Origin of the sequence: Corynebacterium aurimucosum (genome assembly GCF_030408555.1) — a bacterium.
Lineage (GTDB): Bacteria > Actinomycetota > Actinomycetes > Mycobacteriales > Mycobacteriaceae > Corynebacterium > Corynebacterium aurimucosum.
In genome coordinates this window covers 1,611,344-1,626,156 of the sequence record NZ_CP047048.1, presented here as the reverse complement: position 1 = coordinate 1,626,156, position 14,813 = coordinate 1,611,344, and the positions used below count along the sequence as shown (strand labels likewise).

General features: G+C 60.5%; 14 protein-coding genes. 10 read left to right on the top strand and 4 right to left on the bottom strand.

Annotation, left to right across the window (positions count from 1 at the left end):
- The 4 genes from CAURIM_RS07665 (at nt 1) to dhaM (ending at nt 4,137) form a co-directional block, all read left to right on the top strand.
- Nucleotides 1-1,629 (top strand): DHA2 family efflux MFS transporter permease subunit, encoded by a 1,629-nt coding sequence (locus tag CAURIM_RS07665; RefSeq protein ID WP_070446764.1) that lies wholly within the window; start codon nt 1-3, stop codon nt 1,627-1,629.
- 124 nt (nt 1,630-1,753) lie between these two features.
- On the top strand, nt 1,754-2,755 hold the full coding sequence (dhaK, locus tag CAURIM_RS07660) for a dihydroxyacetone kinase subunit DhaK (protein WP_070446765.1): 1,002 nt from the start codon (nt 1,754-1,756) through the stop codon (nt 2,753-2,755).
- A 2-nt stretch (nt 2,756-2,757) separates the two neighbouring features.
- Complete coding sequence (gene dhaL, locus CAURIM_RS07655; RefSeq protein ID WP_201828039.1) at nt 2,758-3,423, top strand: dihydroxyacetone kinase subunit DhaL; 666 nt, start codon at nt 2,758-2,760, stop codon at nt 3,421-3,423.
- 3 nt (nt 3,424-3,426) lie between these two features.
- The gene (gene dhaM, locus CAURIM_RS07650; protein ID WP_201828042.1) at nt 3,427-4,137 is read left to right on the top strand and encodes a dihydroxyacetone kinase phosphoryl donor subunit DhaM; all 711 of its coding nucleotides are present in this window, start codon (nt 3,427-3,429) and stop codon (nt 4,135-4,137) included.
- 88 nt (nt 4,138-4,225) lie between these two features.
- Here the strand turns inward: dhaM and CAURIM_RS07645 are convergent, their stop codons facing one another.
- Together CAURIM_RS07645 and ppgK are read right to left on the bottom strand one after the other, a co-directional pair.
- Nucleotides 4,226-5,695, bottom strand: a complete 1,470-nt coding sequence (locus tag CAURIM_RS07645) for an RNA polymerase sigma factor (RefSeq protein ID WP_201828045.1) — start codon at nt 5,693-5,695, stop codon at nt 4,226-4,228.
- Between the two features lie 201 nt (nt 5,696-5,896).
- Nucleotides 5,897-6,694, bottom strand: coding sequence for a polyphosphate--glucose phosphotransferase (gene ppgK / locus CAURIM_RS07640; RefSeq protein WP_201828048.1), 798 nt, complete (start codon nt 6,692-6,694; stop codon nt 5,897-5,899).
- Between the two features lie 334 nt (nt 6,695-7,028).
- Here ppgK and CAURIM_RS07635 point away from each other — a divergent pair, with 334 nt between their 5' ends.
- The gene (locus CAURIM_RS07635; protein ID WP_070446770.1) at nt 7,029-7,319 is read left to right on the top strand and encodes a DUF4193 domain-containing protein; all 291 of its coding nucleotides are present in this window, start codon (nt 7,029-7,031) and stop codon (nt 7,317-7,319) included.
- Nucleotides 7,320-7,383: 64 nt separating this feature from the next.
- Here the strand turns inward: CAURIM_RS07635 and CAURIM_RS07630 are convergent, their stop codons facing one another.
- Nucleotides 7,384-7,911, bottom strand: coding sequence for a DUF3093 domain-containing protein (locus tag CAURIM_RS07630; RefSeq protein ID WP_070446771.1), 528 nt, complete (start codon nt 7,909-7,911; stop codon nt 7,384-7,386).
- A gap of 113 nt (nt 7,912-8,024) precedes the next feature.
- Between CAURIM_RS07630 and dut the strand changes: the two genes are divergently transcribed.
- The 5 genes from dut (at nt 8,025) to dxs (ending at nt 13,568) form a co-directional block, all read left to right on the top strand.
- Nucleotides 8,025-8,501, top strand: coding sequence for a dUTP diphosphatase (dut, locus tag CAURIM_RS07625; protein ID WP_070446772.1), 477 nt, complete (start codon nt 8,025-8,027; stop codon nt 8,499-8,501).
- A 45-nt stretch (nt 8,502-8,546) separates the two neighbouring features.
- Nucleotides 8,547-9,461, top strand: a complete 915-nt coding sequence (locus CAURIM_RS07620; RefSeq protein ID WP_070446773.1) for a DUF3710 domain-containing protein — start codon at nt 8,547-8,549, stop codon at nt 9,459-9,461.
- A gap of 55 nt (nt 9,462-9,516) precedes the next feature.
- Nucleotides 9,517-10,272 (top strand): DUF3159 domain-containing protein, encoded by a 756-nt coding sequence (locus CAURIM_RS07615; RefSeq protein WP_201828052.1) that lies wholly within the window; start codon nt 9,517-9,519, stop codon nt 10,270-10,272.
- The gene (locus CAURIM_RS07610) at nt 10,269-11,561 is read left to right on the top strand and encodes a class I SAM-dependent RNA methyltransferase (RefSeq protein WP_201828055.1); all 1,293 of its coding nucleotides are present in this window, start codon (nt 10,269-10,271) and stop codon (nt 11,559-11,561) included. The genes CAURIM_RS07615 and CAURIM_RS07610 overlap by 4 nt, the downstream gene beginning before the upstream one ends.
- 114 nt (nt 11,562-11,675) lie before the next feature.
- Nucleotides 11,676-13,568 carry a 1-deoxy-D-xylulose-5-phosphate synthase gene (gene dxs, locus CAURIM_RS07605; RefSeq protein ID WP_201829551.1) on the top strand — a complete coding sequence of 631 codons (1,893 nt, stop codon included), beginning with the start codon at nt 11,676-11,678 and terminating at the stop codon, nt 13,566-13,568.
- Here dxs and CAURIM_RS07600 read toward each other — a convergent pair.
- Nucleotides 13,565-14,812 (bottom strand): HRDC domain-containing protein, encoded by a 1,248-nt coding sequence (locus CAURIM_RS07600; RefSeq protein ID WP_201828058.1) that lies wholly within the window; start codon nt 14,810-14,812, stop codon nt 13,565-13,567. The genes dxs and CAURIM_RS07600 overlap by 4 nt on opposite strands.
- Nucleotide 14,813: the final 1 nt, after the last annotated feature.

The window sequence follows — 14,813 nt, the reverse complement described above, 5'->3', positions numbered from 1 at the left end:
ATGTTGTCGCCCACAGCGGGTTCCATCACGGCGGTGCCGACCCGCCGTGACTGGATTAGTCTTGCGGTTTTGTCGGTAGGACTGGGCGTCATTGTCCTTGATGGCACCATCGTCGGGGTAGCGCTGCCGGCTATTATTACTGACCTCAAACTGGACATAACTCAGGCGCAGTGGGTCAACAGCCTCTACGCGGTAGTGCTTGCCGCACTGTTGTTGTCCACCGGAAAGATCGCGGATAGTTGGGGTCGCAAGCGAGCGTTTCTCGCCGGTCTTAGCATTTTCGTAGCAGGCAGCGTGTGGGCGGGTTTCGCGGACTCCGCAGGCACGCTCATTTCCGCGCGTGCAGTACAAGCAGTGGGTGCAGCGTTTATCATGCCCTCAACCTTGTCCACGGTGAACGCCGTTTTCCGAGGCAAGTATCGCGCGGCTGCATTCGGTGTGTGGGGCGCAGTTATCTCTGGCGCCGCCGCCGTCGGACCTTTGGCCGGTGGCGCGCTTACCCAGTGGGTATCGTGGCATTGGATCTTCCTGGTCAATGTTCCCATTGGCATCATCGTGGCTGTTGGAGCTGTGCTCACCGTGCGGGAAACCCGTAGCCCCGAAAAACGGCCCGGGGTCGACGTCGATGGCGCACAGTTGAGCGCGATTGCCTTCGGAGCCCTTGTTTTCGCGGTGATTGAGGGGCCAAGTCTTGGCTGGTGGACACCACAGTCCGAGCTGACGGTGTTCGGCTGGACATGGCCCACCACCGCGCCGGTATCTGCGGTGCCAGTTGCACTGCTCATCGCCGCGATCAGTTTCAGTTTGTTCATCCGCTGGGAGGAGCACCGTGAGCGAGTACAACGCTCCGCGCTGCTGGACCTGGGCCTCTTTTCCTACTCCACGTTTTCCTGGGGAAACATCACCGCGGGCGCGGTAGCTATCGGTGAGTTTGCGATTATTTTTATCCTCCCGCTGTACCTCATTAATGCGCTGGGCTTGAGTGTGATGTCCGCTGGCCTCGTGCTCGCGGCGATGGCAATCGGCGCCTTTATTTCGGGAGCCGCCGCACGGCATGTTGCTGGCCGCTTTGGTGCTCCTGGAACAGTGCTCATAGGTCTGGGCCTAGAAGTTGTCGGCGCGCTTATCCTCGCGATGCTCCTGAGTCCGGACACTAGCGGCTGGGTCATCGCGCTTCCGCTTGTGTTGTATGGCGTGGGCTTGGGGTTCGCATCTGCGCAGTTGACGGGCACGGTCTTGAGCGAGATACCGGTAGCGAATTCGGGGCAGGCATCTGCTACCCAGAGCACGGTCCGCCAGATCGGCTCCTCCCTCGGCACCGCGGTTTCTGGTTCCGTCTTTTCCGTCGCCCTAGCACTGGCGTTGCCGAAGGCGCTCGAAGACATCGACGTCGTCGGCCCAGCCGCAGATGCCATGGCGGAAGCTACCCGCCAGTCCGCGGGCTCGAGCATCGCAGGACTTCGCGCACAGGGCGCGGCTGGACCCTTTGGGGAACAGACAACAGCGTTGGTGCAGGCGTTGAGCGAAGGCATGAGTGATGCAGCTCGATGGTCGCTTCTGGCCGCAGTGATGTTCTTGGTACTCGGTGTCTTTGGTGCGTTGCAGGTTCAAAAGGCCGCGAAGAGCTAAGAAGGTGAGGCGGGGGCTACAGGAGCGTTACGCTGGTCTCGGCAGACCGTCCGGTAGCGAGGGTAGGCTCGGCAGCATTCCCAGAAGAGTGCTCGAGGGCAATGAAAACCTAAGGAGAAGGATGATGAAGAAGCTCATCAACTCGCCGGACAGCGTAGTAGAGGAATCCGTGGAGGGCTTTGCTTTAGCACACGGTGACATAGTCACTCGATCCACCGATCCTCTCTTTGTGTCCCGCTCGCAGAAGAAAGAAGACGGCAAGGTAGCCATAGTCTCCGGGGGCGGTTCTGGACATGAGCCGCTGCATGCCGGCTTCGTTGGCTACGGCATGTTGGATGCAGCAGTGCCCGGTGCCATGTTTACATCGCCAACGCCGGACGCAATCCAAGCGGCCACGGAGGCAGCTAATGCCGGGGCGGGGGTGCTCTACATCGTCAAGAACTACACCGGCGATGTTCTCAACTTCGACACCGCGGCGGAGCTGGCGGAATTCGATGATATTGAGGTCAGCCAGGTCATCGTGGACGATGATGTTGCGGTGGAGGATTCCACTTTTACAGCTGGTCGCCGCGGTGTTGCCGGCACACTGTTGGTAGAAAAGCTGGCGGGTGCTGCAGCCGAGCGCGGTGATGATCTCGCGGCGGTGGCCGCTGTGGCGAAGAAGGTGGTAGAAAACACCGCGACCATGGGCGCAGCGCTGAGTGCCTGCACGGTGCCACACGTGGGCAAGCCCTCCTTTGACCTCGGGGAAGACGAAGTCGAGCTCGGCGTGGGTATTCATGGGGAGCCGGGCCGCAAGGAAATTCCGTTGGTCTCTGCCGACGACGTAACTGACCATCTGCTTGATCCGGTGTTGGCAGACCTTAAGCTGGGTGATGGGGAGCGTACCATTGTCCTTGTCAACGGCATGGGTGCTACTCCGGCGTCCGAGCTGTACGTGGTCTACCGTCGTGTGGCTCAGCGTCTGAAGGACGCGGGTGTTAGCATCGAGCGTTCCCTCGTGGGTAACTTCGTTACTAGTCTAGATATGGCCGGTTGCTCCGTTACAGTCATGCGCGCGGACGAGGAAGACCTTGAGCTTTTTGATGCCCCGTGCCACACCGCTGCACTACGACAAGGAATGTAGATATGACCGACAATGCAACTTTGACAACAGCGTGGGCCCAGGCATGGATGAAAAACTGCGCCGCAGCGGCATACGAACACCGCGAGGAACTCATCGAGCTTGACCGCGCCATCGGGGATAGTGACCATGGCGCAAACGTCGACCGCGGTTTCCGAGCTGTCGCGGAGAAAGTGGATTCGGATATCTCACCGGAGACGTCTCACGTTGCTGATGTGTTGAAGCTGACGGCAAAGACGCTTATGTCCACCGTTGGTGGCGCCTCTGGTCCATTGCTGGGAACCGCTTTTCTACGCGCGGCTAAGGCCGCAGGCTCTGGAGAGATCGATGCGCCTACGACGGCCGCTCTCATTGAGGCCGCGCTTGAGGGAATAGCCACCCGTGGTAAGGCCTCTGAAGGGGAGAAGACGATGGTCGATGCCTGGGCGCCGGCCGCACGGGCCGCTCGCGCTGCGGCGGATGCCGCACAGAGCCCCGCTCAAGTGCTGCGCGCGGCTGCCGACGCCGCAGCAACAGGCGCAGAAGCGACTATCCCGATGGTGGCCACGAAAGGCCGCGCTTCCTACCTAGGGGAGCGTTCTGCTGGACACAAGGATCCGGGCGCTACATCCTCGGCACTTTTCATCGCTGCGGCTGCGGGCGCCGCCGAAACCCTCAAGGAGGAAGCATAGGATATGGCACAACCCCGCGTTGGACTCGTTCTCGTATCACACTCGGCAAAGCTCGCTGAAGGTCTGACTGAGCTTGCTGCTCAGATGGCTCCTGACGTGACCATCCTTCCTGCCGGTGGTCTGGAGGAGGGCGGCATCGGAACGTCCTTTGACCTCGTCGAAGGGGCTATCAGCCACGCACGTGGCCAAGGCCTTAGCGTGGTTGTCCTCACCGATATAGGCTCGGCCACGATGACCGTTGAGTCCGTTCTCGAGTTCCTTGACGAAGACACGGTGACGTTTGTCGATGCCCCCTTGGTCGAAGCCACTATTGCAGCAGCCACCGCCGCTCAGCAGGGCGATGGACTCGCCGCCGTGATCAAAGCCGCGGAACGCGCCATCGAAGTCTTCGTTCCGAAGCAGCCCTCAGCCACTGCGTCTGCGGCCGAGGATGACCTAGCAACAAACGCTGATGGGTACTCGCTGACAGTGACTGTGGCCGATGAGGCGGGTCTGCATGCACGTCCGGCGTCACGGATTGCAGAGCTGGCGGCGGAAGCGGCAGGGGATGTCACCCTCTCCTGTGACGGAGAGTCGGCAGCGGCAGACTCTGCAATGATGCTGATGTCTCTCGGGGTATCCCAGGGCGCTTCGGTGACCATCAGCGGAGATGTTTCCGATAAAGACGTTATCGATCGGATCGCCACAGCCATTGAGCTGGGGATCGAAGGCTAGAAAGCCCTTGGGTTTGCCGGCTGTATAGGGCAAAGAAAAAGCGGCGAGGAGGTTTAGCCCTCCTCGCCGCTTTATTTCTTCAGTTTGCTTAGTCCAGGTAGTCGCGCAGCACCTGGGAACGCGATGGGTGGCGCAGCTTAGACATGGTCTTCGACTCGATCTGGCGAATACGCTCGCGGGTAACGCCGTAGACTTGGCCAATTTCGTCTAAAGTGCGCGGCATGCCATCGGTCAGGCCGAAGCGCAGGCGAACCACGCCGGCCTCGCGCTCAGAAAGGGTAGTGAGCACATCTTGGAGCTGGTCCTGCAGCAAAGTGAAGGACACAGCGTCGACGGCAATGACGGCCTCGGAATCCTCGATGAAATCACCGAGCTGGGAGTCACCCTCATCACCGATGGTCTGGTCCAAGGAAATAGGCTCGCGGGCATACTGCTGGATCTCCAGCACCTTTTCCTCGGTGATGTCCATTTCCTTCGCCAGCTCCAGAGGGGTAGGCTCGCGGCCCAAGTCCTGCAACAGCTCACGCTGGATACGGCCCAGCTTGTTGATGACCTCCACCATGTGCACCGGAATGCGAATGGTACGGGCCTGGTCCGCCATGGCGCGGGTGATGGCCTGGCGAATCCACCACGTGGCATAAGTGGAGAACTTATAACCCTTGGTGTAGTCGAATTTCTCAACGGCACGGATCAGGCCCAAGTTGCCTTCCTGGATGAGGTCCAAGAATGCCATGCCGCGGCCTGTGTAGCGCTTAGCCAAGGACACGACGAGGCGGAGGTTCGCTTCGAGGAGGTGGTTCTTTGCCTTGCGTCCATCACGGGCGATGGCGCGCATATCGCGCTTCTCCATGGGGGAGAGCTTGGCGGCCTTGTCGCCCTCGGCGCGGGCCTTTTCCATCTCATCCATGCGGTATTGAGCGTATAAGCCGGCCTCGATGCGCTTGGCCAGGGATACCTCCTGCTCTGCGTTGAGCAGGGCGACCTTGCCGATTTGCTTCAGGTAGGCACGGACAGAGTCTGCCGAGGCAGTTAGCTCTGCATCCTTGCGAGCCTGGCGCAGGGCTGCGGACTCATCCTCATCCCAGACAGATGAGCCGTCATCTTCTTCTTCAGAGTCCTCGCCCTCGAGGTCGTCATCGTCGTCACCGAACTCGTCGTCCTCGTCCAACTCTGCGTTGTCCGGATCGAAGTCGATATCGGCATCGTCGTTGGTTTCGGCATCCAGCTCGTCGTTCTGATCCTCTGCGAGCTCTTCGGCAGATTCAGAGCTTTCAGGCGAGGTTGCCTTCTTGGCTGCCGACTTGCGCACAGTCTTCTTGGCGGTTTTCTTCGTCGCCTTCTGCGCAGACTTGCGAGTTGTCTTCTTAGCAGCCTTCTTGGCGGTCTTTTTAGCCGTCTTTTTAGCCGTTTTCTTCGCAGTCTTTTTCGCGGTTTTCTTAGCCGTCTTCTTGGTTGTCTTTTTTGCCGTCTTCTTGGCGGTCTTCTGTGCAGGTGCAGATGCCTCGGAGGCGCTCTCGCCCTCGCCGAGTACCTGGTCTGAAGAATCAGTGGCTGCCACGTACGCCCTTTCGACTTGCTCTTTGAGTGGAAACTATGGGGACGCGCAAGTTTATCGCGACTAGTCCCCGATGCTAGCCCGCCTCCGTAATGAGCAGGGGAGGCGCGCCGCTGGATATTCGATAATCGACAGCCCAGTATAGATCATTTTTGTCACTAGGCGGTGACTGGGGTCGACTGGGGAAGATAGGGTCTGCTCGGTTTATGGGCGAATGCCTTCCTTTGCTGCCATTGCGGCCCCGACGATGCCCGCGCGATTGCGGAGCTGAGCTGCAACGACTGGGGTTTCGATGCTCAGGTGCTCGCCCCACTTGTCAAACTTTCGAGAGATTCCACCGCCGATGACAAAAGCTGAGGGGTTAAAAAGCGCCTCGTATTCATGGAGTACTCGGTTGACGCGCTTTGCCCACTGCTTAGTCTTGAGCCCCTCACGATCCTTGACTGCGGACGAGGCTTGGTGCTCTGCCTCCTTTTCCCCGACGATGAGGTGGCCGATCTCCGTATTAGGGAAGAGCTGGCCATCTAGTAGGAAGGCAGAGCCGATGCCGGTGCCTAGCGTAAGGAAGATAACGGGGCCGGAGCGCGCGACGTCATCGCCGTAGGCCACCTCGGCGAGGCCGGCTGCGTCGGCGTCGTTAAGCACAGTACAAGGAGCAGCGAGGTACTTGCTCAGCAAGTCCTGTGCATCGACCCCGATCCATGACTTATCAATATTCGCTGCGCTGCGAATAATCTGTTCTTTAACCACCGCGGGCATGGTGATTCCGACAGGACCGTCCCAGTTCTTCTCAGCGACGATCTGCGCGATTACCGTGGCCACGGCGTCGGGGGTGGCAGGCTGTGGTGTGGCGATCTTGAGGCGGTCGCCGACGAACTCTCCTGTCGCGAGGTCTACTACGGCACCCTTGATACCGGAGCCTCCAACATCGATGCCGAAGGCATGGCCATGGTGCTGGGGGCTCGGATTCGTGTCCTGCTGCTGTGATTCTTGCACGGTCATACCGACAGTCTATGTTTAGCCGCCCGATGATGTGGTGATACTTCAGCATTTAAGCCGAAGGTGTGGGGGACAATACTCCGATTTTCGCTGTCCGATGCATCGTGCCCCAATGCATATTGGGTGGGGTGTGAGGAGCTTTACCCAGAAAAATTTTCCACGATACGAAAGGTGCAAACGCACAGCTTAGAACCATGAAAGCAGGAGCGGAGGGGGTATTAGGGTGAGCCGCATGGTGCCCCCATGGCGGGGCGAGTGTGACACGCGGGCCTGTGTGGCTTAGGATGCCGTCGATAAATACACGTACCTATCTATCTGACTCACAGAGGCAAGCATTATGGCCACCGATTATGACGCACCGCGTCGCCGCGCTGAAGATGAGCTCGAGGCTGATTCCCTCGAGGGCCTGAAGGCGGCTGAAAATGACAACAACGGCATGGATGACGATGGCGAAATCGTCGAGGCTTTTGAGCCGCCGTCAGTAGACCTGACGGGCGAGGAGCTCAACGTCACTGTCGTGCCGCGCAAGGAAAACGAGTTCACCTGTTCCGTGTGCTACTTGGTGCAGTCCAATAAGCGCCTGGACCACGAAGAAGACGGGCAGCCCGTCTGCATGGACTGCGCTTAGCTCATTGGTCGGCCAATTGGTTGAACCAATGAGCTAACGAGCTTCCTGATTCTGCACGCGGCGTTTAAGCCTTGGCAGCAGCGGCCTGTTCGGGCACGAAGGCCGCAAGTAGCTCGTCGGGGTTCTTTGAGCCAATGAGCCAATAAGGTGTTGGGTCCTCTGGGTCATCGAGGACAAGCATCACATGTTCTGGTACCCAGCCATGTGTCACAAGGAATGCAGCGGGATCGAGCTGTGGGCCCAATGCATTGCGACGCGCGGTGGCCGGCACCGCGGTGCTTCGGGCGACAACATCATGTGGCAGCTGCGCATCCTTCACGGTGAGCCACCGCGTGCCGTCGGTATCCTGTTCCACCTGCACCACCGTGTTGGACCATGCTAAGAGGACCCACGCGGCGATGGCGCTGAGCAGAATAGCGGGGATGATGACCCACATGATTCCGCGGTTGAGGCTGACCGTGGCTGTAGAGATCACCACAACGGCGGCCGCCATCAACCACCAGTGCCACGGCACCCACTGGCGCTCGCGGTAAAGGATGACGGGGGATTCGGCAGCCGCCGAGGGGGAAGCAGACGAAGAACTCGAAGACATGGCCTCAGAGTCTAGTCGTCTGGGGAGGGGAGAACCCAACGCGCCGAGTAGACATAGCCTCCAGGCCCCAGCCCGTGGGTGCGGCACGGTGGGAGCAAGGTAGGCTGGGCCGCGTGAATGAGCAACATCCCCTCGTAGAACCGGTAAGTCCTTTTGGTCAGATTCAGGTAAAGCGCCTTGATAAGGAGCTTCCGCTGCCGCAGCGCGCCCACCGTGGCGATGCCGGCGCGGATCTCTATGCTGCGCACGATGTCACTCTGCGTCCCGGCCAGCGGGCTTTGGTTGGCACGGGTATAGCCCTTGCCCTGCCGATGGGCACGGTCGGCTTGGTTCACCCTCGGTCCGGCTTGGCAGCCAAGCATGGGATTTCCGTGGTCAACACGCCAGGCACCATCGATGCGGAGTACCGCGGTGAGATTAAAGTCTGCCTTATTAACCACGACCCAGTAGAGACCTTTGAGGTTGAGCGGGGAATGCGTATTGCCCAACTCCTTGTGCAACGCGTGGAGTTGGTCGGTTTCCGTGAGGTTGAGGAACTCGATGAGACCGCTCGCGGTGAAGGCGGTTACGGCTCCACTGGCGTCAACTGACTCGAATAGACCAGCAACACACACGAATTAAGGGAGGCATAAACTATGGCGATGTGGCCCTTTGGCAAAAAGAAGAAGGACGAGAATAAGACCGAGGACGCGGGGAAGAACCCGGATCTCCGTCAGGACGAGGCTGCTCCGGAGGCAGCAGAGACCGTAGCCGATACCGCTGCCACGGCTCCTGCCGAATCCAGCGCTGGCCTAGTCCGCGAAGCCAACGATGATTCTCATGGTGTTACCGGGATTAAGGCCGTGGCACATGATGCCATCAACGGGGAAATGGGGCCCTACGACGGCGATAACGTTGATATTGCCGAGTTCAACTTTGAGGACTTCTCGGTTGGTTTGCTGGACCTGGGTTCCATGCGCATCCCGCTGCCGAAGGGCTCGCAGGTCCAGGTGGAGATGGGCCAAGACGGCCCGCGCATGCTCCACATCCTTACGCCGCACGGCCGCATGACCCCCGTAGCCTTTGCCGCGCCGCGCACGCCAGGGCAATGGGCGGAATCTGCGGAGGATATCGTCCAAGGCTTGGAAGCCGATGGTTTTGCCGCGCACCCAGAGGACGGGCCTTGGGGATCTGAAATTGTTGGATCCAGCGACAAAGGCGGGATCCGCATTATCGGCGTGGAGGGGCCGCGGTGGATGTACCGATTGACCCTGGCCGCCCCGGCGGGCAAGGAAGAAGAGCTCGCAAAGCTGGGGCGTGAAGTCGTCGCCCGTACCTTCATCTACCGTGGTGAGGAGCCTATCCTGGCCGGAAGTTCGCTTCCTGTTATGCTGCCGCAGCAACTGGCTGAGCAAGTTCAGCAGGCCCTGAAGGAGCGCCAGCAGCAGGCTGCCGATGCCGACAACACTGCAACACCGGAGGCCGCATCAGCTACCGAAGGCGTCGAGAACGCCGCGGAGGCCCAAGCCCGCGAACAGCTGCGGGAGCTCGAAGACAACGAGAAGAACTAAAACTTTAAACGTTGTTTTCTCTCCCCGGCACTAGCGAAAAGGATTCTTAAAACACGTGACCACCCCTACGCCTGAAGAGCACGATTTCACTGAGCGCGGCGCCGCCCCTAGCCCCGCAGATACCGCGGGGCCGAGTACCGATACGTCACCGCAGGCAACGGCCGTGGTCCCGGATGCCGAGGTGGAACCATCGTTGCTCGAACAGATGGGAGGCCTGACTGGGCTCGTGTCCGCGACCCTACCGGTGCTGGTTCTCATCCCAGTCAACAACGTCTGGGGTCTGGGACCAGCGCTGGCTGCGGCGCTCGGCGTGGCATTGGCTATTAGCGTGTGGCGTTTGGCCCGCAAAGAGACCCTGCAGCCGGCTGTTTCCGGCCTGTTGGGCGTAGCTATCTGCGCCGCTATTGCCTGGTTTACAGGGGATGCCAAGGGCTATTTCCTTTATGGAATCTGGATGTCGCTCGTGCTGTTCATCGTGGCGGTGGTCTCTATCATCGCGCGCTGGCCACTCGTGGGCGTGGTCTGGAAGGGCCTGAACGGCGATGACATGGGGTGGCGCACAGTACCGAAGGCACGGCGGGCCTATGCCTTAGCAACAGCGGGGTGGGCCGCAGTCTTCATCGCCCGGTTCATAGTGCAGCGCGCGCTGTACGACGCCGACGAGACCACAACCCTCGGCATCGTCCGCATCCTCATGGGCTGGCCGCTGACCGGTATCGTCACCATCTTGACTGTTTGGATGGTGCGTCGCGCCAACGCTGTTGTTGAGGAAGCGCAGGGCTCCGGAATTACACATGGAGAAAACTCATGACTAAGACTGAGCGGAACGCTGAGAGCGCAGCCATCACCAAAGGCCAGTCTTTCGGTACCTCCATCGAGCGCATGGGGCACGGCGGTGTCGGAATCGGCGCAGCACCCGACGGGCGTGTGTGTTTTGTCCCCGGCGCTTTTCCCGGAGACCAGGTAGTAGTGACGGCTACCAAGGTGAAGAAATCTTTCGTGGAAGCCGAAATTGATGCTGTGCTCAAGGCAAGCCCTGACCGCGTTGAATCTGCCTGCCCGGCGGCACAGCGTGGTGCCGGGTGCTGCGACTTCGCTGAGCTAGACCTAGCGGCGGAGCCGGGAATCAAGGTCGCAGTCTTGCGGGATCAGCTGCGCCGGGTAGGACGCCTTGAGAGTATTCCAGAAATTGAGCCTATTGATGTGGCGCCCCAGCGAGGGTGGCGCACGCGGGTCCGGTTGGGCGTCGACCAGCAAGGCCGTGCTGGTGTGCGCAAGCGCGGATCCACAGAACTGGTTACGGACGTGGCGTGCAGCCAGCTAGTACCGGGCCTTGTCAGCGGTCTGGTCGGTCCTGGAGCCCGCACATTTAGCCCTGGCGCGGAGGTCATTGCGGTCATGGACAACGACGGTAACCGCCACGTCGTGGAAACCCGGAAGGCGCCGCGCGGCCGGAGGATCGAGACTATTCGGGAGACCATCGAGGCGCCGACGCAAGACGTAGTTCAACGCGCTGATGGCCACGAGTTTCACTTCCCACCCACCGCCTTTTGGCAAGCACACATCGGCGCACCTGATGTCTACACACGGCTTGCGCGTCAGTGGCTCGCGGCTGAAGGTGAGGCCGAAGAACACGAAGCAACGAAGGGATCCGAGGTCACAGCAGTAGCGTGGGATCTCTACGGAGGAGTAGGGCTATTCGTTCCCGCGCTGGCTGAAGTCACTGCACCTGAGGGTGGGCACGCCACGGTGTATTCCGTCGATTACTCGCCGGCGGCTGCGGCAGCGCAGCCGGGCCTTTCAGGAATTGATGTGCACTTCCGGACAGCTAAGGTGGAGCAGGCCGCAAGCCAGCTGCCGCGGCCAACAACGGTCATTTTGGATCCTCCGCGTACCGGTGCGGGTGTTGAGGTGGTGGACGCCATTGCCGCTGCGGCGCCGCAGCGCGTCCTCCACATTGGCTGTGACCCCGCTACGTTTGCGCGTGATATCGCTGCATGGTCCGAGCGCGGCTACCGCATGGAGCGCCTAGCTATGGTGAATGCCTTTCCGGGAACACACCATTTTGAGACCTTGGCACTGCTGGTTCCTGCGGCATAAGGCAGGATGCATCCGCGGCGGAAGATCCCGGGGTAATGATTGACGTGTCACGCGTATAAGCGGGTACGGTGGTAGAGAAGAAAACGATCGATGAAGGGGTTTAAGGCAAGCTCTATGGGCATTCTGGATTCCATTCAATCACCAGGCGATCTCAAAGCCCTGAGCAAGACGCAACTGGTTGAGCTCGCGGCGGATATCCGCCAGCGCTTGATTGAGAAGGTGTCCGCCACGGGCGGTCACCTCGGGCCCAACCTGGGCGTTGTGGAGCTCACGGTGGCGATCCACCGCGTCTTCGACTCCCCGCGGGACCCCGTCGTCTTCGATACCTCGCACCAGTCTTATGTGCACAAGATGCTCACCGGCCGTGCCAACCAGTTTGATTCCTTGCGCCAGAAGGGCGGCTTATCCGGGTACACGGACCGTGGGGAATCGGAACATGACTGGACCGAATCCTCGCACGCTTCTGCAGCGCTATCCACGGTGGACGGCCTTTCCAAGGCTTTCAAGATTCGCGGTGAATCGCACCGCAATGCCGTGGCAGTCGTCGGTGATGGTGCCCTCACCGGTGGCATGTGCTGGGAGGCATTGAACAACATCTCTGCGGATAAAGACCGCAACGTCGTCATCGTCGTTAACGACAATGGCCGCTCCTATTCGCCGACCATTGGCGGCCTTTCGGAGAACCTCGGGCGTATTCGTGCACAGCATGGTTATGACGAGTTCATGGAGTTGGGCAAGAAACGCCTGAAGTCGATGGGTTGGGTAGGCGAGCGTACCTTTGATGCTCTGCACGCGGTCAAGGAGGGCGTAAAGTCCACCGTTCTGCCTACCGAGATGTTCCCAGAGTTGGGAATCAAATACATTGGCCCCATTAATGGCCACGATATCGACGCGGTGGTCCGGGCACTGAGTTATGCCCGGGACTATGACGGTCCCATCATCGTGCACACCGTCACGGAGAAGGGGCATGGCTTTGCCCCGGCGGTCAATGAGCCGAAGGACCAGATGCACTCCACCGGAGCTATCGACCCGGTCACCGGTGTCTCCAAGGGGCAAACGCAGCCGGGATGGACTGCGGCCTTTTCCGAGGAACTCATCAAGGCCGGTCATGCGCGCGAGGATATCGTGGCTATTACCGCTGCTATGGCGGGGCCGACGGGTCTTGCGCCCTTCCAGGAGGAATTCCCGGAGCGATTCTTCGACGTTGGCATCGCCGAACAGCATGCCATGGCCTCCGCCTCCGGTCTGGCGCTGGCCGGAATGCATCCGGTAGTGGCGGTGTACTCCACCTTCCTTAACCGTGCAGTGGACCAAGTCGTCATGGACATCGCGCTGCTCAAGCTGCCCGTCACCATCGTGCTCGACCGCGCCGGTGTCACGGGCTCTGATGGCCCTTCGCACAACGGAGTGTGGGACATGGCGTTGATGAGCATCGTCCCGGGGATGCGCATTGCCGCGCCGCGCGATGGCGCACGCCTGCGTGAGCTCTTTAATGAGGCCATCGCTATTGAGGATGGCCCCACGGTGGTGCGCTTTCCCAAGGGCAACCTCCTTGATGACCGCGACGAACTCAAGCGCCTCGATGACGGGGTAGATATCCTGAGCTATTCCGATGCTGCTGCGGCGGTGGCCACTGATGTACTTATCGTCGCTATCGGTGCCATGAGTGCGCGTTCCCTGGGAGCAGCTGAGCTGCTCGAAGCCCAAGGCTTCAACGTCACCGTCGTGGATCCGCGCTGGCCGGTGCCGGTCCCGCAATCCATCGTTGCACTCGCTGCTGATCATGATCTTGTGGTCACGGTAGAGGATGGCCTCTTGCGGGGCGGCGTGGGTTCCATGGTGGCGGAAGCACTCGACGCCGCGGATGTGGATACCCCAGTCCACCGCCTTGGTGTTCCTGGGTGCTTCCCCAAGCATGCCAGCCGCGGAGAAATCCTTGAGGAATTCGGGTTGACCCCGGAGGGAATCACGGACTCCGTGAATGAGTGGGTAGCTGCTCGGAGCTAGAGGCGCGGTGGCATAGAGCGTATTCGCGCTAGACCGCGACGCAGGAGCGGCGTGGACAGCTCTACCTGCCATTCGCGCGCGCCTTGGGAACGCAGGAAATCGGGGATATCGGCGTCTGCTGCGATTTCGCCCGCCACACCGCCTTCAGGTCCGCAGGCCGCCCAGACTACAGCGCGGACCAAGCTGGGTTTGAGGATCAGCTCGTAGCTCATGCCCAGCTCTTCACCGAGAGCCTCGAAATCACTACGGATCTCGGTATAGAGCTGCCACAGCTCGGGGAAATCTCGGTTAAAAGCTGATTTGGAAGGAACCGGGCGTGGGCTGCGCAACGCCTTCGGCCACTGCTGGCGCGGGCTAGCAAGGGCGGTCTCGACGGCATCGAACCAGCGCAAGGTGGCGCCGCCGCGGCGGCGGGGGAAGCCTTTAACTTGATTGATTTCGTGCGGCGACCGGGGCACGCGGCGCGCGATGTCGACGAGCACACGGTGCGGCAGTACTCGGTTAGGGGCGATGTCTTGGGAGCGGGCGATGGATTCGCGTCGCTGCCACAGTTCACGGGCTACCACGAGTTGCTCTCGGGAGCGCAGAGAGGAGACACCCTTGAGGGCCCGCCACGACCTGGGCTCAGGCCCAGTGATGCGGGCGTGGTCTTCGACAATCCGCTCAAACTCTTCATAGGCCCAGTCGAGCTTGTCCTGTTCCGCAAGAATATCTCGCAGTGTCACGGCGAGCTCGTTGAGAAGCTCCACGTCGAGCGCCGCATAATTGCGCCACTTCCGCGGGATGGGGGTTTCGGACCAGTCGGAATCGCCGTAGCCTTTTTCCAGTTCAACGTCGAAAAGCTCCAGCACCATTGCGGCCAAGTTAGGGTGTGCGAAACCGGCGAAGCGGGCAGCTAGCTCGGTATCGAACAGCATGCCCGGATATAGGCCCAGCCACGCTAGGCTTGGGAGATCGGAAGGGGCGGCATGGACCACCCACTCTTGCCCATTGAGCACCGGTGCGAGTGCTGCGCGGAGCTCATCGCGGTGATGCTCCGGGGCGAACAAGAACGTGCCTGCACCCTCTCGGCGGATTTGCACGAGGAAGGCGCGGTCATCAAAACGGTAGGACGAGGCGCGTTCGGTGTCGATGGCAAACGGCCCGGTGCCCGCAGCTAAGCGGGCGGCACCGGCCTGAAACTGACGGGGAGAAAGGAGGACTTTCGGCGTCCCATCAACCGGTACCTGGCGCAATTCGCTCATC

What these genes read in the sequence shown, in the direction of transcription:
- CAURIM_RS07600 (WP_201828058.1), bottom strand. Translation starts at nt 14,812, where the DNA reads ATGAGCGAATTGCGCCAGGTACCGGTTGATGGGACGCCGAAAGTCCTC.
- CAURIM_RS07610 (WP_201828055.1), top strand. Translation starts at nt 10,269, where the DNA reads ATGACTAAGACTGAGCGGAACGCTGAGAGCGCAGCCATCACCAAAGGC.
- dxs (WP_201829551.1), top strand. Translation starts at nt 11,676, where the DNA reads ATGGGCATTCTGGATTCCATTCAATCACCAGGCGATCTCAAAGCCCTG.
- CAURIM_RS07665 (WP_070446764.1), top strand. Translation starts at nt 1, where the DNA reads ATGTTGTCGCCCACAGCGGGTTCCATCACGGCGGTGCCGACCCGCCGT.
- ppgK (WP_201828048.1), bottom strand. Translation starts at nt 6,694, where the DNA reads ATGACCGTGCAAGAATCACAGCAGCAGGACACGAATCCGAGCCCCCAG.
- dhaK (WP_070446765.1), top strand. Translation starts at nt 1,754, where the DNA reads ATGAAGAAGCTCATCAACTCGCCGGACAGCGTAGTAGAGGAATCCGTG.
- dhaL (WP_201828039.1), top strand. Translation starts at nt 2,758, where the DNA reads ATGACCGACAATGCAACTTTGACAACAGCGTGGGCCCAGGCATGGATG.
- CAURIM_RS07630 (WP_070446771.1), bottom strand. Translation starts at nt 7,911, where the DNA reads ATGTCTTCGAGTTCTTCGTCTGCTTCCCCCTCGGCGGCTGCCGAATCC.
- CAURIM_RS07635 (WP_070446770.1), top strand. Translation starts at nt 7,029, where the DNA reads ATGGCCACCGATTATGACGCACCGCGTCGCCGCGCTGAAGATGAGCTC.
- CAURIM_RS07620 (WP_070446773.1), top strand. Translation starts at nt 8,547, where the DNA reads ATGGCGATGTGGCCCTTTGGCAAAAAGAAGAAGGACGAGAATAAGACC.
- dhaM (WP_201828042.1), top strand. Translation starts at nt 3,427, where the DNA reads ATGGCACAACCCCGCGTTGGACTCGTTCTCGTATCACACTCGGCAAAG.